A 21831-nucleotide genomic window follows, 5' to 3' on the forward strand; every position below is an offset into this window, starting at 1 on the left:
GGTGTACGGCTGTATTGCGATTTTCCTGGTTTCGGCTAACTTATACAAAAACCTGTACAAAGATGAGAGGTTGTACATGTATTGTAAGTGGCCCCTGACGCTGTACTTCGATGGCGCCTGCCCTTTGTGCGCCAGAGAGATCGCGTTCCTGCGCAGGAAATCGACCGAGGCAAAGCTCATTCTGGTTGACATCAGTGCTGATGATTTCGATGCAGAGGCATTGAGTTTGACGGTTGAGCAACTGAGGTCATGCCTGCATGCAAGGTTCGCGAACGGGCACTGGGTCACAGGCTTGGACGCAACCTTGTGGAGTTGGCGGGCTGCCGATGTGGGAGGGTGGGTCGCGCCACTGTCCTGGCGCCCGTTACGCCCCCTGTTTTCAGTTTTCTACAGGCTGTTCTGCCGTTTGAGGCCACACCTGGCCTGGCTACCACATCCCGATGGCGGGCACCGCTGTAGCGGTGAGGAGTCCAAATGTCACATTCGTTAGCCGAGCACTATCATGAAATCCTCGTCGGCGTTGGTGAAAACCCGCAGCGCGAAGGGCTCCTGGAAACGCCCAAGCGTGCGGCCAAAGCGATGCAGTACTTGTGCAACGGGTATGGCCAGAATCTTCAAGAGGTAGTGAACGGCGCTTTGTTCGAGAGTCAAAACGATGAAATGATCGTCGTTCGTGACATAGAACTCTACTCGTTGTGCGAACACCACATGTTGCCATTCATTGGTAAAGCTCATGTCGCGTACCTGCCAACAGGGCGCGTATTGGGGCTTTCCAAGGTCGCGCGCGTTGTTGACATGTTTGCCCGTCGTTTACAGATACAGGAAAACCTGACGCGGCAAATTGCGTATGCCATTCAGGAAGTCACGGATGCTGCAGGGGTTGCGGTTGTGATTGAAGCCAAGCACATGTGCATGATGATGCGCGGTGTAGAGAAGCAGAACTCGGTGATGATTTCATCGGTGATGTTAGGCGAGTTTCGCGACTCCGCTTCGACTCGCCACGAATTCCTCAACCTCATTGGCCGACACAATTGAAATCCGATGTTGAGCCGTCGCGAAGGGGTGTCCAAATGAGCTCAGTTACTGCTGCTTTACCTTCAAGCCGCTTTGCGGTGCTGGGTTACGGTGGCTTGCTGCCCTTTGTTGGCTTGACGCTGCTCATTGTTTTTTTTGCTGAATACCGGGGTTTTGCCTCGATCATGCTGGTCAGCTATGGCGCTGTGATATTGAGCTTCGTCGGCGCTCTGCACTGGGGTTTCGCCATGACGTTAGAGGGTTTGCTCGCCAAGCAGCGTCGCGAGCGACTCGTGTGGAGCGTAATACCGGCCCTTATCGGTTGGGTTGGCACGCTGCTACCTGTGCCATTGGGTTGTTTGGTGTTGACCTTTGGTTTTATCGGTCATCTTTGGCAGGATCGCCAACTGGCGCAAGCTGTTCCTGGGTGGTTTATGCCGATGCGAGTCCATTTGACGGCTGTCGCAAGCCTCTGTTTGCTGATCAGTGCACTTGCGATAGCAATGGATTTTTGAAACCAGAAGCACTCCTTGATGAGTGATTTCCAGCGCTCATATCCAGACGTCGTTCACAGCGGTGCGCTCCCCACCTTCATGGCCGGTATTCAGAACGCCTCGCGGCTCGATCATCATCAGTTTTGCTTCTCCCTGCGCCGCTGTCCTGTGCTCCACCCCACGGGGCACCACATACAACTCGCCTGGGTTCACATAAACGCAGCCCTCCGGTAAATCGATGCGCAAGGTGCCTTCGAGCACAAGAAACGCTTCGTCGGTTTCCGGGTGTGAATGCCAGATGAATTCACCTTCTATTCGCACAACCTTGAACTGGTAGTCGTTCATTTCGGCGACCACTCTCGGGCTCCACTGCTGGTCGATCAGCGAAGCTTTCTGGGCAAGGTTTACAGGGCATGTTGCAAGTTGCGGGTTGGAGTTGGACATGGCGGATCCTCATGGGTTGAAGTGGCCAGCCTATCGAACCTACACAAGGCGTTCTTGTACGATCCTGCACGTCAGCGGGCAGGTCGCAAGCGCTCCAGCCAGCGCAACGGTGGCACGCCATAGCTACGTGTGAAGTGGCGTGTCATGTGGCTCTGGTCGTGAAAGCCTGCCGCCAGGGCTGCATCAACCAAGGTGAAGCCATCGAGCATCAGCCTGCGCACAGTGTCCAGGCGTCGCAGGGTCACAAAGCGATAGGGGCTGGTGCCGTAGAGGGCGCGAAAGTCGCGGGACAGGCTCCATTGTTCGCGGCCGCTGGCCTGCTCCAGCATCTGCAGGGTGATGCCCAGGTGGAGGTGCTCCATGATGAATGCCCTGGCGCGCTCGGCCGCGCGGTAATCCAGGCGTTTGCGGCCGCGTGGCTTACCGCCCACCGCACGCAACGCCATCGCCAGGTCGTACACGGCGTCCTGTTCCTCCAGCGTTTCCAGCGGGTGGTCCAGTGCCTGCACGAAGGCTTCACTGGCGCGGTACAGGCGCGGGTCGCTGGACAGCCCGCCAGCAATGAAGGGCAACGGCTCACCGCCGAGCACGTTCTGGATCAGTGCCGGGTCGATGTAGGCCATGCGGTAGCGAAAGCCCGCTTCAGTCCCGGCCATGCCGTCGTGCACTTCGTCAGGGTGCAGGACCAGCGTATTACCCGGTAGGCCGTGGCACAGCGCCCCTTTGTAGTGAAAGCTCTGCACCCCGGCGAGGGTGCGGCCGATCGAGTATGTGTCGTGACGGTGAGGGTCATAGCCATGGCTACCGAACCACGCTTCGATCCGCTCCACACTGCCAGGGTGAGCGCTACGGATGACCCAGTCGGGGGTGGCTGCGCGGCTTGCTTTTCGTTCCATGAATAGACGCTCTGCGACCCAACACTATGCATCCGTCTGTGGCTCTGCGCCCTGTTGCGGCTGAGCGGCTGAGCGCTGGGCGGCAAGCACCTGTTGCGCCGTCTGTTCGATATAGTCGAACACTGCCTCGGGGACCCTGTACAGGTACTGCTTACGCCGATTGTTCGACACGCTCCCGCCATTGCTCAGGCACATCATCACCAGGTTTGCGAGGTCGCTGCCGCGAACATCGAATCGCTCATCTACGGCCCTGTAGACGGCGTCATAGTTTTCCAGAAAGGCCGTCTCATCGCGCAGCTCGACCTCTAGCGCCCGCTTTGCCATCAGGCAGGTGAATACAACGCACTGCGTTGCATCCCAGAATCGATAGATCGCGTCAGCGCCGATGAACTCAAATGTAAACTGCTCGTGATCGATCCAGTGCACTTGCCAGTATTCACGCACGGGCCCGGAGTATCCTTGAAGTGTCTCCAGATACAGGCGCTCTTCGCGTTTCATCGCAACCGAAACTGGAAGCAACAGGCCGTTTTCAAGCGCCCCGGAATGGCAAAGAGCCTGGTGGATCAAAAAGCGCGACAAGCGCCCGTTCCCATCCATGAACGGGTGGAGGAACACGAACCCAAATGAAATGATGCTTGCCGCTACAAGCGGATCGATTTGGGTAGGGCCTTCATTGGCGAAGCGTATCAGGCTTTCCATCAACTCGCGGCACAGGCCCGGGGGAGGGGGTACATAGGTCACCCCGGCTGCTCCATGCATGCCATTGCTAAGGTGGTTCTGTTCGTGTCGAAATGCCGCCGCAAGGTCCAGAGGGTTTGCCACAGTGGCGTTCTGTAAAGTAACCAGATAATCCTCAGTCAGTGGGTGGCGTTCATGGGCCTGGCGCAAGAGCTTGATGAAGCGGCGGGATTTATCTTCGGTTGGGGCTTCCTTCTCGATTGCAAACGAGTCCTGGGTCTCGTGCAGATACGCCCAGTTGATAGCCCTGTCCATCATCAGCGGAGGGAGTGAACCGATGAAGTTCTTCGCCTTGCCGAGAATGTCATGCTCGAGAAGCTCTGTAACTTGCGCAGTGCGCTCTACGGTCGCGCAGTAAGTCAGATCTCCGAGTCCGTTGAACTCCACCCGCCACTTCGAATTTCGCTCACCTGGTCGCGTAATGTACTGTTCTGGGTCGAATAGCTGAGCGAAGCCGCCGCGTACAGGTGAAGGCTGCTCAATGTCTTCACCGGTGAAGGCTTCCCGGAGATAGCAGGCCTTACGGATATAAACACCATTGGGTGATGCTTCCAGCGCTTGCGAAAAACGTTCAGCAGGGATCTGTGGCAGAGCCTGGGCGAGAATTGAAAGGTTGATACCTTCATGCTTGAGCGCAAAAAGCACATTCCCAAGCAGGTCGTCCTCTGCGGGCGCCATTCGATGGGGCACCGCGAGCGTGTTCCCGATTTTTTCAATCCGGGTGACCGGTTGTACGATCGCAGGGCGCTTGAGTGCGACCGCAGAGATCTGCAGCCTATCGAGTAGTAGCGAATATCCCGCTGCCCGCATGTACCTTTCCTTCAGTTTGGGCGTGAGCGCTGTGTTTTTTTTAAGTCAGCTCACAAAATCTTCAGATTTCGCGATTATGCCGTTTTTTTCTTCACTTTCCACAGGGCATGTGAGGTGGGCTCGCAACGTTCGAAATCTGTGCTTGGGTTTTTCTTCAGTTCTGACCAGTGTGGCGATATTTTCTTGCCGAGGATGCGAAAATCTTCAGTTTTGCAACCGAAGCAGTTTTTTTCTTGAGTTTTTGATGCGCCGCGCGGGCGGCGCTTGACTTCAAGGGTGCTGAAGAAACTGTGGCAATCACTGCTGCGGCCCACCCCATACATCCCGACCAACACACACAACTCCATCAAACAGCAAACGCGCCGTCCTCACCAACCCGCACCCCGTGATCACGCCACGTTCCAAGCTGATCTCCACTGTAAATTCGCCGCTAGGATGCTCCACCGCCAAACGCTGGATATCACCGCCGCACGTGCTGGCAAGCCCCTGTGCAACCGACCCTTCGATCAAACAGGCCGTGGCGACACTCACCGCGCCAAACACCCCGATGGACGCATGGCAACGGTGCGGAATGAACGAGCGGGTATTGACCGTGCCGCCGTTGCGCGGTGCCGACAGCAGGCACATCTTTGGCACATTGCGCTGGCTGACATCACCCAGGTTCATGCGTGGGCCCAGTTGCAGGCGGATGGCTTCCAGGCGCGTTTTCAGTGCACTGTCGGCATCCAGCGTTTCGCACGGCTCGTAGCCGGTCACGCCAAGGTCTTCGGCACGCAGCAGCACAACCGGCATGCCGTTGTCGATGCAGGTCACTTCCACCCCATCGACCCGGTCGCGGCTGTTGCCGGTGGGCAGCAGCGCTCCGCAACTGGCCCCGGCCACGTCGGCAAACGTCACCACCAGCGCCGCCGCCCGGCCCGGCACGCCATCGATACGGGTATCGCCGGCATACTCCACCTGGCCATCGGTGGTCGGCACCTGGGCCACGGCGAGCTGCCCGGTGTTTTCCATGAATATACGCACCGGTGTGCTCGCGCCGCTGGCGGCCACCAGGCCGCGCTCGATGGCGAAGGGCCCGACGCCGGCCAGGATGTTGCCGCAGTTCTGCCCGTAGTCCACCCGCGCTTCGCCCACCACCACCTGCGCGAACAGGTAGTCGACGTCGGCGTCCTCGCGCTGCGAGGCGCGGATGATGGCGACTTTGCTGGTGAGCGAGTCGGCGCCGCCAATCCCGTCGATCTGCCGGGCATCGGGCGAGCCCATCACCGCCAACAGCACGCGGTCACGCAGCGGGCCAGGGGCGGGCAGGTCGTCATGCAGAAAATAGGCACCCTTGGAGGTGCCGCCACGCATCAGCAGGCAAGGTATGCGGGTCTGGCCCATGTTCAACCTTCCAGGTCAGTGAGGTGCTCGACATAACGCAGGCCCTTCGCCGCCAGGCGCGGGCGCATCTCGTAAATGTCCAGGCCAAGCTCGCCGGCGGCCAGGCGCAGGCGTTTGCGCTCTTCCAGGTCGGCGCGTTGGGTGGCGGCTTCGAGTACCGCCTGGGCTTCGCCATGGCGCACCACCACGACGCCGTCGTCATCGGCAACCACGATGTCGCCGGCATTGACGAGCTGCCCGGCGCACAGCAGCGGCAGGTTCACCGACCCCAGCACTTCCTTCACCGTGCCTTGGGCGTTGATGGCGCGCGACCACACGGCAAAGCCCATGTCGCGCAGGGTCTGGCTGTCGCGCACGCCTGCGTCGATCACCAGGCCGCGCACGCCGCGGGCCTGCAGTGAGGTCGCCAGCAGGTCGCCGAAATAGCCATCGCTGCACGGCGAGCTGGGCGCCACCACCAGTACATCGCCCGGCCGGCACTGCTCCACGGCCACATGGAACATCCAGTTGTCGCCAGGGGCTACCAGCACGGTAACCGCGCTGCCGGCCACTGCCACACCTTGCTGGATGGGGCGCACGGCGGTATTGAGCAGCCCTTTGCGACCCTGGGCCTCATGCACCGTGGCCACGCCCAGCCGGCCCAAGGCGTCGATCAGTTCCTGCTCGACGCGCGGGATATTACGTACCACGATGCCGGCCTTGCCGATCAGCCCGCTCATGCCAGGTTCTCCGTCACCCGTGGGAACACGCTCTGCAGGCCTTCGGCGTAGACGATGTTGCGTGCGCTGGTGATGCCCACGTTACGCTTGGCCTGCACGCCGCGCTGCAGGGCCACGCGGGTGTAGTACTCCCAGAGGTGTTCCTGGCCGGCCATGCACTGGATGGCGGCATACTTTTTGTCCCACACCGGGGTGATGTCCAGGAAGGTGTCCGGGCGCCATTCGCACTGCTCGGGCTGGTGCGGCTCAAAGGCGTACACGGGCGGTGCGCCAACGATCTTCTCGCCCGGCTTGTAGCCTTCGGCCTGGGCGATGATGCGGGCTTCCTGGGCCAGGTTCATGGCCAGCGGGTGGTCGTAGTTGTAGGGGTCTTTCAACGAATGGCTGAGCACGAACTCCGGTTGTACCCGGCGATACACATCGGCCAGGCGGAACAGGGTGTCCTTGTCGGCGCGCATCGGGTAGTCGCCGATATCGAAGAATTCCACGCTGGCGCCGAGGATTTCGGCTGCTGCCATGGCTTCCTCACGGCGTGCGTCCTTGACCTTGGCTTCGGTCATTTCACCCTTGCGCCACAGCTTGGCAGACTCGCCACGCTCACCGAACGACAGGCAAACCACGTGCATGGCATAGCCTTGCTCAGCGTGCAGCGCAATGGCGCCACCGGCACGCCAGACAAAGTCGGCCGAATGTGCACTGACCACCAGGGCGGCTTTTTGTGGGGTATTCATTGTTCGTAGGCTCCTGCAGTGGGGGGTGACGCAGGATGTCATCGGCCTGCGCACTGCACTAATGCGTTCACTTGCAACGGCTATGCGTTTTATTTATTGCCTGGCAAGCGGGGTAGGGGCATAGTCGCCCCAGTCACGAGCCGAGCGCCGGGGAAGCCTTATGATCGACGTCGAACTGCCCAACCTGATGCAAGTACGTGCGTTCATCCGGGTCGCCGAGTTGGGCAGCGTTTCGCGGGCGACGCAGGTGTTGTTCCGTGCTCAGTCCGTGGTCACCCGGGCCATCGCCGAGCTGGAGGCACGGTTCGCTGTCCCGCTGTTCGAGCGCCATGCCAATGGCATGCGCCTGACCGACTATGGCGAGTGCCTGCTGCCGCGTGCACAGCGGGTGCTGGCGGAACTGGACGGTGTGCCGGGGTTGCTGGGCACCGCGCAGGGCGAGCCCCTGTATCTGTTTCAGGCGCGGCGCCTGCAGGTGTTCGTGAAACTCTGTGAAACACGGCACATGCAAACCGTGGCGCGGCACTTCGGCCTTAGCCAGCCGGCCGTCAGTGCTGCGTTGAAAGTGCTCGAAGGCGGGTGCGGGCAGCCCTTGTTCGTGCGCACGTCGCGCGGCCTGCAGCCCACTGTGGCCAGCCGGGACATTCTTTTCCCCATCCGCCGGGCGCTGAACGAGTTACGCCACATGGACAGTGACCTGAGTGCGATGCAAGGCACCCTGCGCGGTGTGGTGCATGTCGGCGCGTTGCCGTTGGGCCGCTCGCGCATTCTGCCGGAGGCCATTTTGCGTTTTACCGCCCAGCATCCACAGGTCCGGGTGGTGACCAACGAAAGCCCGTTCGACCTGCTAGCAACCGAATTGCGGGTGGGGGATGTGGACTTCGTGCTGGGCGCCTTGCGGCCTCACGACTATGCCAGCGACCTGGTGGGCGAGCCGCTCATCAACGAGGAAATGGTGCTGCTGGCCCGCCGGGGGCACCCGTTGCTGCACACACACCTGACGCTCAAGGGCGTGCACCAGGCGCGCTGGGTGTTGCCGCGGGCCGGTTCGCCGGCGCGCGGGCTGCTCGACAACTGCTTCGCCGCCGCTGGTTTGGCAGCACCGTGGCCGGTGGTGGAAAGCGCTGATCTGGCGGTTATCCGTGGCCTGCTGGTGCGTTCAGACATGCTGGCGGCGGTGTCTGCGCACCAGTTGGCTTACGAGATTGCCAGCGGCGAGCTGCAACGCCTGCCGCTGGCACTGCCCGGTACTGCCCGCGCCATCGGCCTCATGCAGCGCAGTGGCTGCCTGCAGTCACCGGCGGCGGCCGCGCTGATGGCTTGTATCCGCCAGGTGATCACCTAGCATGCCTGAGCCGGACTGGGGGCCTGGAGCGCGCTCAACGGGCGACGTCGGTCAGTTTGGCGCTTTCCCGGCGACCGAGTAGCGGAATTATCTTACGCAATATCCAATTTTCTTATCGCAGCTCCCTGGCGGTGTGCTGGCAGGTGGCATTGCAGAATGCGCAGCCCTCAGCGTTGCGTCGATACGCCGTTGAGCTCACCCTGTTGCAGGCTTTGCACGCTGTTGCCCAGTGCATCTGTTGCTTCGATATCGGCGCCATGGGTGGTCAGCGCGTCGAGCAATTCCTTGCGCTGAAACATGGCCGCATACATGGCGGCGGTCTGTCCCGCGCCATTGCGCTGGTCAGGGTTGCACGTGGCGTCGATCAGCCGCCTGGCAATGCGCACCTCGCCTTTGAATATCGCCCCCATCAGTGCTGTGTTGCCCCGCTTGTCCTGGGCGCATGGGTCGGCGCCGGCCGCCAGCAGTTGTTCCACGGCTACTTGCTGGCCGTGGTAGGCCGCCAGAATAAGGCCGGTGTAGCCCTTTTCATCAGGGGTATCCAGGTTGTAGCCCGCCTGGATGAATGTCTTGAGCATTGCTTCATCCCCGCGGCGTGCGGCCCCGAAGAAGTAGTCGCGCAACCGCTGCTCGGTGTTGGTGTCTTGCCCTTGGGGCGGCAGCGGCTCTTGTGCCTGGGCGGTGAGAATCAGCAAGCCACACACGGCTGCCATCATCCATTTGTGCATGGTGTTTACCTGCGTATAAACGAAGAGCGGGCCGTCGGCCCGCTCAGTCATGGCACTCAGTCCTGCAGCTTCGCTGCCAGCTGCTGAACGCGCTTGAGGTCTGCCTTGGCCACTTTGGCCAGGCCTGCACCGTAGTCGCTATCGGCCTTGTAGAAGAACGACAGCATGATGTAGCGGCTTTGCTCGTCGGTCACTGCCAGGGCCTGGCCCAGGCTGTTGATCAGGTCGGTCTGTTCCTTCTTGCTGTAGGAGCGGAACAGCTCGCCAGTCTGCTTGAAGTTTTGCTCGCGCTGGATCTTCGCCTGCTGGGTGCTGCCCACCAGCGGGGTCGGCACATAGCGGGCGCTGGCCTGTTCTTCACGCGGCTGCAGGCGGCTTGGCTGGTAGTTGACCCCCGTGGTGGTGTGGCCCGCGTTGGCCTGGCCATCCTGGTTGACGTTATTGACCGGGAGGCGCGGCTGGTTGACCGGCAAGCCCAGGCCGTTGGCGCCAATGCGGTACATCTGGGTGTCGGCATAGGCGAACAGGCGGCCTTGCAGCAGGCGGTCTTCAGACGGTTCGATACCCGGCACCAGGTTGGACGGCGCCATGGCGACTTGCTCGGTTTCCTGGAAGAAGTTGTCGACGTTGCGGTTCAACACCATCTGGCCGATCTTGCGCTCTGGCACGTTCGGCCAGATCTTGGTGGCATCGAGCGGGTCGAAGTCGAACGTGGCCAGGTCTTCGGGCTTGAGCACCTGGATGTACAGGTCCCATTTGGGGAACTTGCCGTCCTTGATCGCGCTGACCAGGTCGTTGGTCATGTGGCTGTAATCACGGCCCTGGACCTGCTCGACTTGTTTGGGGTCAAGGTTCTTCTGGCCTTGCAGGCTCTTCCAGTGGAACTTCACGTAGTGCACTTGGCCTTCGCTGTTGACCAGCTTGTAGGCGTGCACGCTGTTGCCGTCCATTTCGCGGTAGCTGGCCGGGGTACCCTCGTTGGAGTACAGCAGGGTCAAGGTACGGGTGGCTTCTGGTACGTGGGAGAAGAAGTCGAAGCGGCGGGAGTCGTCATCGAGGTTGGTGCGTGGGTCAGGCTTGAACGCGTGCACCATGTCCGGGAACTTGATGGCGTCGCGGATGAAGAAGGTCGGGAAGTTGTTGCCTACCAGGTCCCAGTTGCCGTCTGCGGTGTAGAACTTGGTGGCGAAGCCGCGTGGGTCACGCAGGGTTTCGGGCGAGTGGTTGCCGTGCACCACGGCAGAAAAGCGCACGAACACCGGCGTTTTCTCACCTGGGCGGAAGACTTTGGCGATGCTCAGGTCGCTGATGTCGGCGCTGGCGGTGAACTCACCGTGCACCCCGGTACCACGGGCGTGCACCACCCGCTCTGGAATGCGTTCGCGGTCGAAGCGCTGCAGCTTCTGCAGCAGGTTGGCGTCTTGCAGCAGCACCGCGCCGTTGGCGCCAGCCGTTTGCGAATTCTGGTTGTCACCAACCGGTGCACCGCTGTCGCGGGTCAGGGTCGCGGCCTGGACGGACATCGTCAGCAGGCTGGCGGCCAGGCTTGCTGCAACCAGCAGGCGGCCGGGTTGGAAATGCTTTAGCACAGGGGTCATCGAGAAGCTCCATAGGCTCAATCGGGCGTTTTGAATGCGCCCGCAGAGGATAATGAGCGTGGGATGCCCCCCTAAATTGATCCTGCGCATCAGCACGATTGGCAATTTCAATGCAGCTTTTTATGCATTTTTTGCTAGATGAGAGCTGACGGTACGTCGGCCCCGGTATCCCGTCTGGCGCTGAGTGAATCCTGGACGTTAAGCGATTTGGGCCCGCTTTGCGGCCCATCGCCGGCAAGCCAGCTCCCACAGTCCAGCGCAGGCCTCCTGAACTGCGCGGTCCGTGTAGGAGTCGGCTTGCCGGCGATGGGCTGCGCAGCAGCCCTGAAACGCTTCGCCGCCCACCCCGCAGGTAACCAATCAGATTGAACGTTTCAGCAATCCATCCCGTCGGTACTTCCAAGTCGTTCGCATTTGGAGGCACTACCCATGAAGTACCGCGCACTCGGCAACACTGGCCTGCTGGTTTCTGAACTGGTGGTCGGCACGGTCCCGTTCGGCGGGCGTGGCGCATTCGAGAAAACCGGCAGCGTGGACGTGGCACTGGCCCGGCGCATGTTCGACATGGCCTTCGACGCCGGGGTCAACCTGGTCGACACGGCAGACCTGTACTCCCACGGCCTGGCCGAAGAAATCGTCGGCCAGGCGCTGGGTGAGCGGCGCCAGTCGGTCATCCTCGCCACCAAGGCGCGCAGCCCGATGGGGGACAACCCCAACGACAGCGGCGCCTCGCGCTATCACCTGATCCGTGCCTGCGAGGCCAGCCTCAAGCGCTTGGGCACCGACCATATCGACCTCTATCAGATCCACAACTGGGACGGCATCACGCCTGTGGAAGAGACCTTGGCCGCCCTTGAGCACTTGGTGCAAAGCGGCAAGGTGCGTTACTTCGGCACGTCCAACTACACCGCCTGGCAGATGATGAAAACCCTCGGCAGTGCTCGGCTCAACGGTTGGCAGCAGCCGGTTTCCCAGCAGATCTACTACACCCCCGAAGCTCGTGAAGCGGAGTACGAACTGCTGCCGATGGCACTCGACCAGGGCCTTGCCACGCTGGTGTGGGGGCCGCTGGGGGAGGGCTTGCTGACCGGCAAGGTGCGGCGCGGGCAACAGACGCCGGCCGGCACGCGACAGGGCAATGATTGGCCGGAACCCTACGTGCACGACAAGGAGCGGGCCTACGACATCATCGAGGCGCTGATCGAGGTTGGGCGCCGGCATGGCTGCTCACCGGCGCGGGTGTGCCTGGCCTGGCTCAAGGACCGACCAGGCATCACCAGTGTCATCACGGCGGGGCGCACCGCCGAGCAGTTGCACGACAACCTGCAGGCGGTGGAGCTGGTGCTGACAGGCCAGGACCTTGAGCAGATCGAGCGGGTGACGCGGATCGCGCCGCAGTATCCGTACTGGCATCGCATCGCGGCGAAAATGGACCGCATCGACCCGGCGGAGGCGCCGTTCATTGCCCTGCATCGGCAAACGATGAAGCAGCACAAACCCTGATCCGCAATCAGCCCGATGTACCGCTGGCCTGTGGCATGCAGGAAAGCTCGCTTTCAAACGGCAGGTCCGGCCCGGCCCTGGAACAGGTCACCGCCGCCGCCCCAATGGCGTAGGCCAGCATCGCATCGACCGTGTCGCGCGCCAGCATCGCCACACCCATCGGGCTGTCCGCACCCAGCCGAACCAGGCAGGCCAGCACGGCCGCCTGGAACGTATCCCCTGCCCCCACGGTGTCGCGAAGCGGCAGTGAGCTGTCCGCCGGCCGGTGCCACGACCCGTGCGCACAATGCACGCTGGCACCCTCAGCCCCGTGGGTCACGAACACCAGCCGGCAGCGCTCGTTCAACCAGCCACGGGCTACCTCGCCAGTGTCGCGCCCCGGGTACAGCACCTGCAGGTCTTCCTCGCTGGCCTTGATCAAATGTGCATGCGCGGCAAACGCTTCAACGCGCCTGCGCCACAGCGCCACATCAGGCTGCGGATTCAGGCGTACGTTCGGGTCCAGGCTGATCAGCCGCTGGTCACGTTCGCGTTCCACCAGTGCCAGCAACGTGTCGGCCACGGGTGTCACCACCAGTGTGTATGACCCAACGTGCAGCCCGCGTACGCGCTCATCCAGTACCGGCAGATGCTCAAGCCGCACCTGCCGGTCGGCGCAGCCTTCGCCGCGGAACTGGTACTGCGCCGAGCCGTTTGCATCCAGGCCGACCATGGCCAGGGTGGTCGGTGCATCGCTGGTCACCAGGTGCTGGCAATTCACGCCTTCTTCCTCCAGTACCCGGCGCAGGCGCGCGCCGAGGTGGTCGCTGGACAACCCGCCGAAAAAGCCAGCGGCAACGCCCAGCCTGCGCAGGCCGATGGCGACGTTGAACGGCGAGCCGCCAGCAATTGCGCTAAAGCCCAGCTCTGAGGTGCGCGGGCTGTTTGCCAGGCTGAAGACATCGAACAACGCCTCGCCACATACCAGATACATGAAGTTCTCCCAAACAGAAAAGAGTAAGGACAGTACCGCGATCAGAGCACAGGCAGGTGATCCAGGTAGCGTCTGTAGGCCACGCCGTAGGCGGCCTGTTGCGCCAGGCCGGGCAGGGTGCGGGTGCTTTCGTCCAGCTCGACGCAGCGTTCGCACAGGGCCTGCAGGCTGTCGCCGTGGCCCAGTTGGCGGCCAAGGCTCCAGGCGGCCTGGATTGCCGCCCCCAGCGCGGCGGCTTCGGTCTGGCGCGGGCACACCACTGGCAGGCCGAGCAGATTGGCCAGTACCTGGCGCCACAGCTCGCTTTTTGCCGCCCCGCCCACCAGGCGGATTTCGCTGCCCTGCAGGCCGCTGGCGCGCAGCAGGTCCAGGCCATAGCGCAGGCTGAAGCAAGTGCCTTCGAGTACGGCCCGGCACAGGTTGGCGCGGGTCAGGTTGGCGCTGGTCATGCCATGCAGGCTGGCGCTGGCAGTGGGCAGCGCCGGTACGCGTTCGCCATCGAAAAACGGCAGCATCAACAAGCCGTCGGCGCCAAGCGGCGCTTGCGCGGCGAGGGCCGTGAAGCGGGTGAGGTCAAGCTCCAGCAGGTCACGCACCAGCGCGCAGGCGTTGGTCAGGTTCATCGTGCAGACCAAGGGCAGCCAGCCACCGCTGGAGGCGCAGAAGTTCGCCACCTCACCCTTGGGGTTGAACTGGGCATGGTCGGCGTAAGCTGCCAGGGTACCCGAGGTGCCCAGGCTGAGGGTGATCATGCCAGGGCTGATATTGCCGGTACCGATGGCGCTGAGCATGTTGTCGCCGCCGCCGGTGGCCACCCAGGCGTGAGGGTTCAGCCCCAGGCCTGCGGCGGCCTGCTCGCGCAGCGGGCCGACGCAGTCGCCAGGGGCGAGCAGCTCGGGCAGTGCCGCCAGCAGGCGCTCGCCCGGTTCGATGTGTTGCAGCACATCGGTTGCCCAGCTGTTGTGGTGCACGTTGTAGTAACCGGTGCCAGACGCATCGCCCGGCTCGCTGCAGGCGCGGCCTGTCAGCCAGTAATTGAGGTAATCGTGGGGCAGCAGCACATGGGCCAGGCGGGCGAACAGGTCGGGGAAGTGCCGTTTGCTCCACAGCAGCTTGGATACGGTATAGCCCGGCGCAATCACCAGCCCCAGGCGTTCGATCGAGCCTTGCGGGCCGCCGAGCGCGTTCAGCAGTGCCTGGTTTTCTGCCGTGGTTTCGGTGTCGCACCAGAGCTTGGCCGGGCGCAGTACCTGGCCTTGGGCGTCCAGCATCACCAGGCCATGCTGCTGGCCGGATACCGCCAGCGCACGGATGGCCTGGCCATCGACGCCGGCCTCATGCAGCGCGCCAGCGACTGCCGTGTGCAGGGCGGCGAGCCAGTCGGCCGGGTCCTGCTCGCGGCGCCCGTCGCGGCCCCGTGCAGGCGCGTGCGCGGCACTACCAAGGCCCAGCACCCGGCCACTGCCGGCGTCCAGCACCAGCGCCTTGGTACCTTGGGTACCGCAATCAATGCCGAGAAACAGTCCGTCCATTGCGTGTGCTCCAGGTCAGTCGCCAAGCACTCGGCGCAGCGTCTCGCTCACGCCAACCTCACACAGGCTGTCATACAGGCGCTCGAAAGCGCTGACGAAGGCACCGGAGGCGGGGATGACCGTGCCAAATATCGTTTCGTCGCCCAGCACCCGGGCAGCCAGCCCGTCACGCTGCACTACCCGTGCCTGGCACTGGCCCGCGCGTGGGTCGGGGATGGCATAGGCGCTGCCCTGTTCGTCTACCCCACCCAGGTACAGGGCCCAGGCCGCTGCCACCAGGGCCACGCGGTCCAGCGGCTGGCCCTCGGCAATCAGCTGGTTGGCGGTGGGGACGATGTACTTGGGAAACTTCGATGAGCCGTCCGAGCACACCCGCTCCAGCTGGTCGGCGATGGCGCGGTTGGCGAAGCGCTCGGTGAGGCTGTCCTTGTAGCGTTCCAGGTCGATGCCCGGCGCCGGGGCAAGTTGCGGGGTCACGTCCAGGTCCATGAACGTGCGCATGTAGCGGCGCAGCAGTGGGTCGGCAAGGGTTTCGTGGACCAGGCGGTAGCCCTGCAGGAAGCCCAGGTAGGTCAGTGCCAGGTGGCTGCCGTTGAGCAGCTTGATTTTCATTTCTTCATAGGGCGTGACGTCGTCGGTGAACTGCACACCGACCTTTTCCCACGCCGGGCGCCCGGCTACGAATTTGTCTTCCACCACCCACTGCAGGAACGGCTCGCACACCACCGGCCAGGCATCCTCGACGCCGTGGCGCTCGAACAGTCGTTGGCGGTGGTCGCTGCTGGTCATTGGCGTGATGCGGTCGACCATGGCGTTGGGGAAGCTCACGTGCTCGCCTATCCAGTGGGCCAGGTCCGGGTCGAGCAACCGGGCAAAGGCCAGCAGGGCCTTGCGCGCGACCGCGCCATTGTGCGGAAGGTTGTCGCAGGACATCACCGTGAACGGCCCCACGCCGGCCTCGCGGCGCCGCCGCAGGGCTTCGCAGAGAAAGCCGAACACGCCTTGCGGGGCCTGCGGGTTGGCCAGATCGTGCCGGACCTGCGCCAGGTCGGCGCGAAACTCGCCGGTGCTGTCGTCGATGCAGTAGCCGCCTTCGGTGATGGTCAGCGAGACGATGCGGACGCCGGGCTCGGCCAGTTTGGCCAGCAGCGCTTGGGCATCGTCCTCGGCCAAGAGCATGTCATTGAGGGCACCGATCACCCGCACTTCGGTGTCGGGTTGGTCGTCCAGCACGAACAGGGTGTACAGGTAACCCTGCGCCGCCAGGGCGTCGCGCATGGCGCTGTCTTCGCTGCGCAGGCCGGCGCCGCAGATGGCCCAGTCCAGGCCTTCGCCGCGGTTCATCAGGGCGTCGGTGTAGGCCGCCTGATGGGCACGGTGAAACCCACCTACGCCAATGTGCACAATGCCCTGGCGCAGCTGCGAGGGCGCGTAGGAAGGGCGGGCGACCGTGGGCGCCAGCAGGTCGAGGTGGTGCGGGTCGAGTTTCATCGTGTGTGTCCTCAGGCCGCTTGCTGCAGGCGTTTGTCCAAGGCCTGGCCGTTGCTGTCGAACAGGTGGCAGTGGCCCGGGTCGAAGGTCAGTTCCAGGGGCTCGCCGAAGGCCGGCGCAAAGTCGCCGCGCACCCGTACGGTGAGCATTTCCCCGGAGCCGGCACGTACATGGCAGTAGCTGTCACTGCCCAGGCGCTCACTGACGTCGGCGGTCACCTGCAGCAAGCCGGGTGTGCCGTGCCCGGCGCTGGCGATGTTCAGGTGCTCCGGGCGGATGCCCAGCGTCACGGGGCTGCCAGCGGGCAGGCCGTCTGTGCACAGTGCCAGGCTGACACGGGCACCGCATTCAAGGGTGACCTCGCACGAGGTGCCCTGGCTGTGGCTCACGTGGCCGCGCAAAAAGCCCATTTTCGGGGTGCCGAGAAAGCCTGCGACGAACAGGTTGGCCGGGTGGTGGTACAGCTCCAGCGGCGAGCCGACCTGCTCGATGCGCCCGCCGTTGAGCACCACCACCTTGTCGGCCAGGGTCATCGCTTCGACCTGGTCGTGGGTCACGTAGATCATGGTTGCAGCCAGCTCCTGGTGCAGGCGCGCAAGCTCCAGGCGCATCTGCACGCGCAGGGCGGCGTCAAGGTTCGAAAGCGGCTCGTCGAACAGGAAAATCTTTGGGTTGCGCACGATCGCCCGGCCGATCGCCACCCGCTGGCGCTGGCCACCAGACAGTTGGCGGGGTTTGCGTTCAAGCAGCGGTTGCAGTTCTAGGATGCGCGCGGCGTTGTCGACTTTGGCCTGCACCTCACGCTTGTCCACGCCGGCCAGGTCCAGGGCGAACGACAGGTTCTTGCGTACGGTCATGTGCGGGTAGAGCGCGTAGGTCTGGAACACCATGGCCAGGTCGCGTTTGGCCGGGGCGGTGTCAGTGATGTCGACGCCGTCCAGGGTAATGTGGCCGCCGCTGACCTCCTCAAGGCCGGCGATCAGCCGCAGCAGTGTCGACTTGCCACACCCGGACGGGCCGACGAACACCACGAACTCACGGTCGCGCACCTCCAGGTCGATGCCCTTGATGATGGCGTGGCCATCGAAGCCTTTGTGCAGGTTGCGGATCTTCAGGTCAGCCATGGCGAATGTCCTCTGCGGCGGCCCGCAATAGGGGTGATTGAGCAGGTGTCGTGTGGGGGGCGGTTCATTTCACGGCGCCGAACGAAAGGCCGCGCACCAGCTGCTTCTGGCTGATCCAGCCGAAAATCAGGATGGGCGCGCAGGCCAGGGTCGAGACGGCCGAGAGCTTGGCCCAGAACAGCCCCTCCGGGCTTGAGTAGGAAGCCACCAGCGCGGTCAGTGGGGCGGCAGCCGAAGAGGTCAGGTTGAGCGACCAGAACGCCTCGTTCCAGCACAGGATCAACGACAGCAGCACGGTCGAGGCCAGCCCGCCGCGAGCGATCGGCAGCAACACGCGGACGATTTCCTGCCAGGTGCCGGCACCGTCCAGGCGCGCGGCTTCAAGGATGTCCACCGGGATGTCCTTGAAGTAGGTGTACACCATCCACACCACGATCGGCAGGTTGATCAGGGTGTAGACGATGATCAGCGCCAGGCGCGAGTCGAGCAGGCCGAACTGTTTGGCCAGCAGGTAGATCGGCATCAGCACGCCCACCGGTGGCAACATCTTGGTCGACAGCATCCACAGCAGCGTGCGCTTGGTATGGCGGGTTTCGAAAAAGGCCATGGAGTAGGCCGCCGGCACAGCGACAAGCATGCACAGCGCGGTCGCCGAGAAGGCGATCAGCACCGAATTCCAGGCGTAGGCGAAGTAGTCGCTGCGCTCGTTGATGTGCAGGTAGTTCTCCAGCGTTGGCGCGAAGATGAACTGTGGCGGTGTGGCGAAGGCGTCGAGCTCGGTCTTGAAGCTGGTCAGCAGCATCCAGAAGATCGGGAAGAAGATCACCAGGGCGATGCCCCAGCACAGCAGGCCGATCAATGCGTCGCGCAGGCGGCGGGTTTGCTTGAGTGGCAGCATGGCGGGCTCCTCAGCGGCGCTCGGTCAGGTTCTTGCCGATCATCCGTATCAGCACGATGGCGGCGATGTTGGCGATCAGCACGGCGATCAGGCCGCCGGCCGAGGCCATGCCGACGTCGAACTGCAGCAGCGCCTGGTTGTAGATCAGGTAGGCGAGGTTGGTGGACGCATAGCCCGGGCCGCCGCTGGTGGTGGTGAAGATTTCGGCGAACACCGACAGCAGGAAGATGGTCTCGATCATCACCACCACGGCAATCGGGCGGGCCAGGTGCGGCAGGGTCAGGTGCCAGAAGATCGCCAGCGGACCGGCGCCGTCCAGGCGCGCGGCTTCTTTCTGTTCCAGGTCCTGCGACTGCATGGCGGTCATCAGGATCAGGATGGCGAACGGTAGCCACTGCCAGGAGACGATCAGGATGATCGACAGCAGCGGGTAGTGCGCCAGCCAGTCCACCGGCTGCGCGCCGAACAGCCGCCACACGGCCGCGAGAATGCCCGACACCGGGTGCAATATCAGGTTCTTCCACAGCAGCGCGCTGACCGTGGGCATGATGAAGAACGGTGAAATCAGCAGCACCCGTACCACGCCGCGCCCCCAGAACTCGCCGGCCTCCAGCAGCGCCGCGATGAGCACGCCGAACACCACGCTGATCGCCAGCACGCTGCCGACCAGGGTCAGGGTGTTCAGGGCGCCGGGCATGAAGCCTGGGTCGGTGACGAAGTACGCGAAGTTCTCCAGGCCTACGTACGCATTTTCGCCCGGGTACAGCAGGTTGTAGCGGATCAGCGAAAAATACAGGGTCATGCCCAAGGGTACGACCATCCACAACAGCAGCAGCGCCACCGAAGGGCTGACCAGGAACCAGCCCGGCCCGACGCGGCGTTTGCCGGGGCGTGCGGTGGCGAGGGTCGGGGTATCGAGGGCCGAAGTGTCCATGGCGACTCCGTGTGCAGCGAAAAGGGCGGACGGCGGCCGTCACCGCGCCAGGCGTTGGCGCGGCTCAGGCCACGGGTGGGCTACTTGGGATAACCGGCGCGCTTCATCTCGCGTTCGGTGGACTGCTGGGCGGCGGCAAGCACCTGGTCGACCTTCATCTGCCCGGTCAGGGCGGCGGAGAACAGCTTGCCGACCTGCGTCCCAATGGCCTGGAACTCGGGGATGGTCACCAACTGAATACCCACGTACGGCACGGGCTTGAGCGTGGGGTGGTTGGGGTCAACGCGCTTGAGCGACTCCAGCGTCACCTTGGCGAACGGCGCTGCGGCCAGGTAGGCGTCGCTGTAGGTAGAGGCGCGGGTGCCTGGTGGCACGTTGGCCACGCCTTCCTTGTCGGCCACCAGTTTGCCGTAGGCTTCAGACGTGGCCCAGGTGCTGAAGGCCTTCGCCGCGTCCTTGGCCTTGGAGCTGCTGGGGATGGCCAGCGCCCAGGAATACAGCCACGAGGCGCCCTTGTCGGTGACCTCTTTTGGCGCAAAGGTGAAGCCGACCTGGTCGGCGACCTTGCTCTGGGTCTTGTCGGTGACGAACGAGCCGGCAACGCTGGCATCGACCCACATCGCGCACTTGCCGCTGTTGAACAGTGCCAGGTTTTCGTTGAAGCCGTTGCTCGACGCGCCTGGCGGGCCGTACTGCTTCAAGGTGTCGACGTAGAAGTTCAGCGCGTTCTTCCACGCGCTGCCGGTGAATTCCGGCTGCCACTGTTCGTTGAACCAGCGTGCGCCAAAGGCATTGGCCACGGTGCCGATCAGCGCCATGTTCTCGCCCCAGCCGGCCTTGCCGCGCAGGCAGATGCCGTACTGGCCCTGGTCGGGGTGGTGGAGTTTGGCGGCAAATTCACCCAGCTGGGTCCAGGTCGGTTGCTCGGGCATGCTCAGCCCAGCGTTCTGGAACAGGTCCTTGCGGTAGTAGGTGATCGAGGCCTCGGCGTAGAAGGGCAGGGCGTACAGCGTGCCGTTGGCCGACAAGCCATTGCGCACAGACGGGAACACGTCGTCGAGGTTGTAATCGGCCGGCAGGTCCTTCATCGGCTCCAGCCAGCCTTTGGCGCCCCACAGCGCGGCTTCGTACATGCCGATGGTCAGTACGTCGAACTGCCCGCCCTGGGTGGCGATGTCGGTAGTCAGGCGCTGGCGCAGCACGTTCTCTTCAAGCACGACCCACTTGAGCCTGATGTCCGGGTGCTGCTCTTCGAACACCTTGGCCAGGCGCTGCATGCGGATCATGTCGTTGTTGTTGACCGTGGCGATGGTCAGCGTTTCGGCGCCCTGGGCCATTAGCGGCAGGCTGAGGCAGGCAGCGGCCAGGCAGGCCTTGATCGCGTCGTTCATCTATGAACTCCCTTACCGGGCCGGCTGACGGCACGGAAGACGTTATTATTTTTGTGTCGCTGGCGCTGATTACACCCCCGCGTGGCGCTGCCGACAAAGCTTGGGCTGCACGCTGGCTGATACTTTTTTGCAGTTGTTGCGCTCAGTGATGGTTCTGCTCGGTCAGCCGCTGGATCACCAGGCTGCGATAGTCGGAGGGGGTCATGCCTTTGAGCTGTTGAAAGCGCCGGTTGAAATTGGACAGGTTGCTGAAGCCTGATTCGAAGCACACCCCGGTCACCGGCAGGTCGCTTTTGGCCAGCAGTTCGCAGGCCTTGCTGACCCGCAGGCGGTTGACGAACTCGACAAAACCGCGCCCGGCCGCCTGTTTGAAGAAGCGTGAGAAGTAGGTGGGGGTCATGCCCAGGTGCTCGGCCACTTCGTTCTGGGTCAAGTCCTGGGCGTAGTGCTGGAAGATGTAGTTCACCGCCCGGTTGATGCGCTCGACGTTGTGCTCGTCAGCCAAATGCGAGGAGGTGACTGTGGACAACAACTGGTAGTCCTCGCAGCCGGCCAGCTGTTCCATGAGGATAAAAAAGTATCCAAGGCGGGTCATGCCGCGGCTGTGCGCGATGCGTTGCAACAATTGGCGGCTCTCGGCGATCAGCGTGGGGTCACGGAACTCGATGCCGTAGTGTGCGCGGGCCAGCAACGGGCTGAGTTGGTGCAGTTCAGAAAATGCCCGGCTGCCGCTGTGCAGCACCTCGTCCGTGAAATTGACCAGCATGTCGCGCTGGCTGAATACCTCCCCAGGGCCGGCCTGGCTGATCCAGTTGTGCGGCAGGTTGGGCCCTGTGAGGAAAAGCGTGTTCGGCGCGAAGCTGCCGATGTAGTCGCCGATGAACACTTTGCCGGCGCTGGCCACGATCAGGTGCAGTTCGTATTCCTTGTGGAAATGCCAGCGCACCAGCGGGCTGGGAAAGCCATGCTGGCGGTAGATCAGAGAGTCGCCCTCGTGATCGTCCATCAACTCGTAGGACGGGTCGCTGACTTTGCTCGTTCTGGGCATGGCGCTGCTGGGCTCCGAAGGACGAAGTACCATCGTA

At 63.1% G+C, this 21831-nt stretch carries 22 protein-coding genes; 5 read left to right on the top strand and 17 right to left on the bottom strand.

Translation table 11 applies throughout. The features are described 5' to 3' along the window. Positions 1 to 76 precede the first annotated feature (76 nt). Genes NGJ21_RS15055 through NGJ21_RS15065 form a run of 3 tightly spaced genes read left to right on the top strand, consistent with a single transcriptional unit; the run spans position 77 to position 1529 of the window. Positions 77 to 490, top strand: coding sequence for a thiol-disulfide oxidoreductase DCC family protein (locus NGJ21_RS15055; protein WP_046787331.1), 414 nt, complete (start codon positions 77 to 79; stop codon positions 488 to 490). Then, a complete protein-coding gene (gene folE / locus NGJ21_RS15060) occupies positions 475 to 1035 on the top strand; it encodes a GTP cyclohydrolase I FolE (RefSeq protein WP_012313911.1) in 561 nt (186 codons plus the stop codon). The genes NGJ21_RS15055 and folE overlap by 16 nt, the downstream gene beginning before the upstream one ends. A gap of 35 nt (positions 1036 to 1070) precedes the next feature. After that, a complete protein-coding gene (locus NGJ21_RS15065) occupies positions 1071 to 1529 on the top strand; it encodes a DUF3429 domain-containing protein (RefSeq protein WP_251962319.1) in 459 nt (152 codons plus the stop codon). A gap of 36 nt (positions 1530 to 1565) precedes the next feature. Here NGJ21_RS15065 and NGJ21_RS15070 read toward each other — a convergent pair whose 3' ends face one another. From NGJ21_RS15070 to galB, 7 genes are all read right to left on the bottom strand, one after another. Next, positions 1566 to 1952 (bottom strand): cupin domain-containing protein, encoded by a 387-nt coding sequence (locus NGJ21_RS15070; RefSeq protein WP_046787094.1) that lies wholly within the window; start codon positions 1950 to 1952, stop codon positions 1566 to 1568. Positions 1953 to 2023: 71 nt separating this feature from the next. Then, the gene (locus NGJ21_RS15075) at positions 2024 to 2848 is read right to left on the bottom strand and encodes an AraC family transcriptional regulator (RefSeq protein ID WP_251962320.1); all 825 of its coding nucleotides are present in this window, start codon (positions 2846 to 2848) and stop codon (positions 2024 to 2026) included. Between the two features lie 24 nt (positions 2849 to 2872). Further along, the gene (locus tag NGJ21_RS15080; protein ID WP_251962321.1) at positions 2873 to 4396 is read right to left on the bottom strand and encodes a Fic family protein; all 1524 of its coding nucleotides are present in this window, start codon (positions 4394 to 4396) and stop codon (positions 2873 to 2875) included. Positions 4397 to 4470: 74 nt separating this feature from the next. Continuing rightward, on the bottom strand, positions 4471 to 4710 hold the full coding sequence (locus tag NGJ21_RS15085) for a hypothetical protein (RefSeq protein WP_147405249.1): 240 nt from the start codon (positions 4708 to 4710) through the stop codon (positions 4471 to 4473). After that, complete coding sequence (locus tag NGJ21_RS15090) at positions 4694 to 5779, bottom strand: 4-oxalomesaconate tautomerase (RefSeq protein ID WP_251962322.1); 1086 nt, start codon at positions 5777 to 5779, stop codon at positions 4694 to 4696. Before NGJ21_RS15090 ends, NGJ21_RS15085 begins: the two co-directional genes overlap by 17 nt. Positions 5780 to 5781: 2 nt before the next feature. After that, positions 5782 to 6498 carry a 4-carboxy-4-hydroxy-2-oxoadipate aldolase/oxaloacetate decarboxylase gene (locus NGJ21_RS15095; protein WP_251962323.1) on the bottom strand — a complete coding sequence of 239 codons (717 nt, stop codon included), beginning with the start codon at positions 6496 to 6498 and terminating at the stop codon, positions 5782 to 5784. Beyond that, positions 6495 to 7271 (bottom strand): 4-oxalmesaconate hydratase, encoded by a 777-nt coding sequence (gene galB / locus NGJ21_RS15100; protein ID WP_251962324.1) that lies wholly within the window; start codon positions 7269 to 7271, stop codon positions 6495 to 6497. Before galB ends, NGJ21_RS15095 begins: the two co-directional genes overlap by 4 nt. 118 nt (positions 7272 to 7389) lie before the next feature. On the opposite strand from galB, the gene NGJ21_RS15105 reads away from it, so the two are divergent. Next, positions 7390 to 8574: a LysR family transcriptional regulator gene (locus NGJ21_RS15105; RefSeq protein WP_174141711.1), complete on the top strand. Its 1185-nt coding sequence runs from the start codon at positions 7390 to 7392 to the stop codon at positions 8572 to 8574. Between the two features lie 167 nt (positions 8575 to 8741). Here NGJ21_RS15105 and NGJ21_RS15110 read toward each other — a convergent pair whose 3' ends face one another. Then, on the bottom strand, positions 8742 to 9302 hold the full coding sequence (locus tag NGJ21_RS15110) for an ankyrin repeat domain-containing protein (protein ID WP_251962404.1): 561 nt from the start codon (positions 9300 to 9302) through the stop codon (positions 8742 to 8744). Positions 9303 to 9358: 56 nt separating this feature from the next. After that, positions 9359 to 10900, bottom strand: coding sequence for a catalase KatB (gene katB / locus NGJ21_RS15115; protein ID WP_204917662.1), 1542 nt, complete (start codon positions 10898 to 10900; stop codon positions 9359 to 9361). A gap of 429 nt (positions 10901 to 11329) precedes the next feature. Between katB and NGJ21_RS15120 the strand changes: the two genes are divergently transcribed. Then, positions 11330 to 12403, top strand: coding sequence for an aldo/keto reductase (locus tag NGJ21_RS15120; protein WP_115275212.1), 1074 nt, complete (start codon positions 11330 to 11332; stop codon positions 12401 to 12403). 7 nt (positions 12404 to 12410) lie between these two features. Here the strand turns inward: NGJ21_RS15120 and NGJ21_RS15125 are convergent, their stop codons facing one another. From NGJ21_RS15125 to NGJ21_RS15160, 8 genes are all read right to left on the bottom strand, one after another. Then, the gene (locus tag NGJ21_RS15125; protein WP_251962325.1) at positions 12411 to 13376 is read right to left on the bottom strand and encodes a carbohydrate kinase family protein; all 966 of its coding nucleotides are present in this window, start codon (positions 13374 to 13376) and stop codon (positions 12411 to 12413) included. Positions 13377 to 13417: 41 nt separating this feature from the next. Beyond that, positions 13418 to 14908: a xylulokinase gene (gene xylB / locus NGJ21_RS15130; RefSeq protein WP_251962326.1), complete on the bottom strand. Its 1491-nt coding sequence runs from the start codon at positions 14906 to 14908 to the stop codon at positions 13418 to 13420. A 15-nt stretch (positions 14909 to 14923) separates the two neighbouring features. Continuing rightward, complete coding sequence (locus NGJ21_RS15135; RefSeq protein ID WP_251962327.1) at positions 14924 to 16399, bottom strand: mannitol dehydrogenase family protein; 1476 nt, start codon at positions 16397 to 16399, stop codon at positions 14924 to 14926. An 11-nt stretch (positions 16400 to 16410) separates the two neighbouring features. Then, on the bottom strand, positions 16411 to 17523 hold the full coding sequence (locus NGJ21_RS15140) for an ABC transporter ATP-binding protein (RefSeq protein ID WP_115275208.1): 1113 nt from the start codon (positions 17521 to 17523) through the stop codon (positions 16411 to 16413). Positions 17524 to 17587: 64 nt separating this feature from the next. After that, complete coding sequence (locus NGJ21_RS15145) at positions 17588 to 18421, bottom strand: carbohydrate ABC transporter permease (protein WP_012313928.1); 834 nt, start codon at positions 18419 to 18421, stop codon at positions 17588 to 17590. A 10-nt stretch (positions 18422 to 18431) separates the two neighbouring features. Further along, positions 18432 to 19355, bottom strand: a complete 924-nt coding sequence (locus tag NGJ21_RS15150) for a carbohydrate ABC transporter permease (RefSeq protein ID WP_046785650.1) — start codon at positions 19353 to 19355, stop codon at positions 18432 to 18434. Positions 19356 to 19435: 80 nt separating this feature from the next. Continuing rightward, on the bottom strand, positions 19436 to 20746 hold the full coding sequence (locus tag NGJ21_RS15155) for an ABC transporter substrate-binding protein (RefSeq protein WP_115275206.1): 1311 nt from the start codon (positions 20744 to 20746) through the stop codon (positions 19436 to 19438). A 142-nt stretch (positions 20747 to 20888) separates the two neighbouring features. Continuing rightward, positions 20889 to 21794, bottom strand: a complete 906-nt coding sequence (locus NGJ21_RS15160) for an AraC family transcriptional regulator (RefSeq protein ID WP_115275205.1) — start codon at positions 21792 to 21794, stop codon at positions 20889 to 20891. Between the last annotated feature and the right edge of the window lie 37 nt (positions 21795 to 21831).

The organism is Pseudomonas sp. Marseille-Q5299 (assembly GCF_943737035.1).
GTDB lineage: Bacteria > Pseudomonadota > Gammaproteobacteria > Pseudomonadales > Pseudomonadaceae > Aquipseudomonas > Aquipseudomonas putida_E.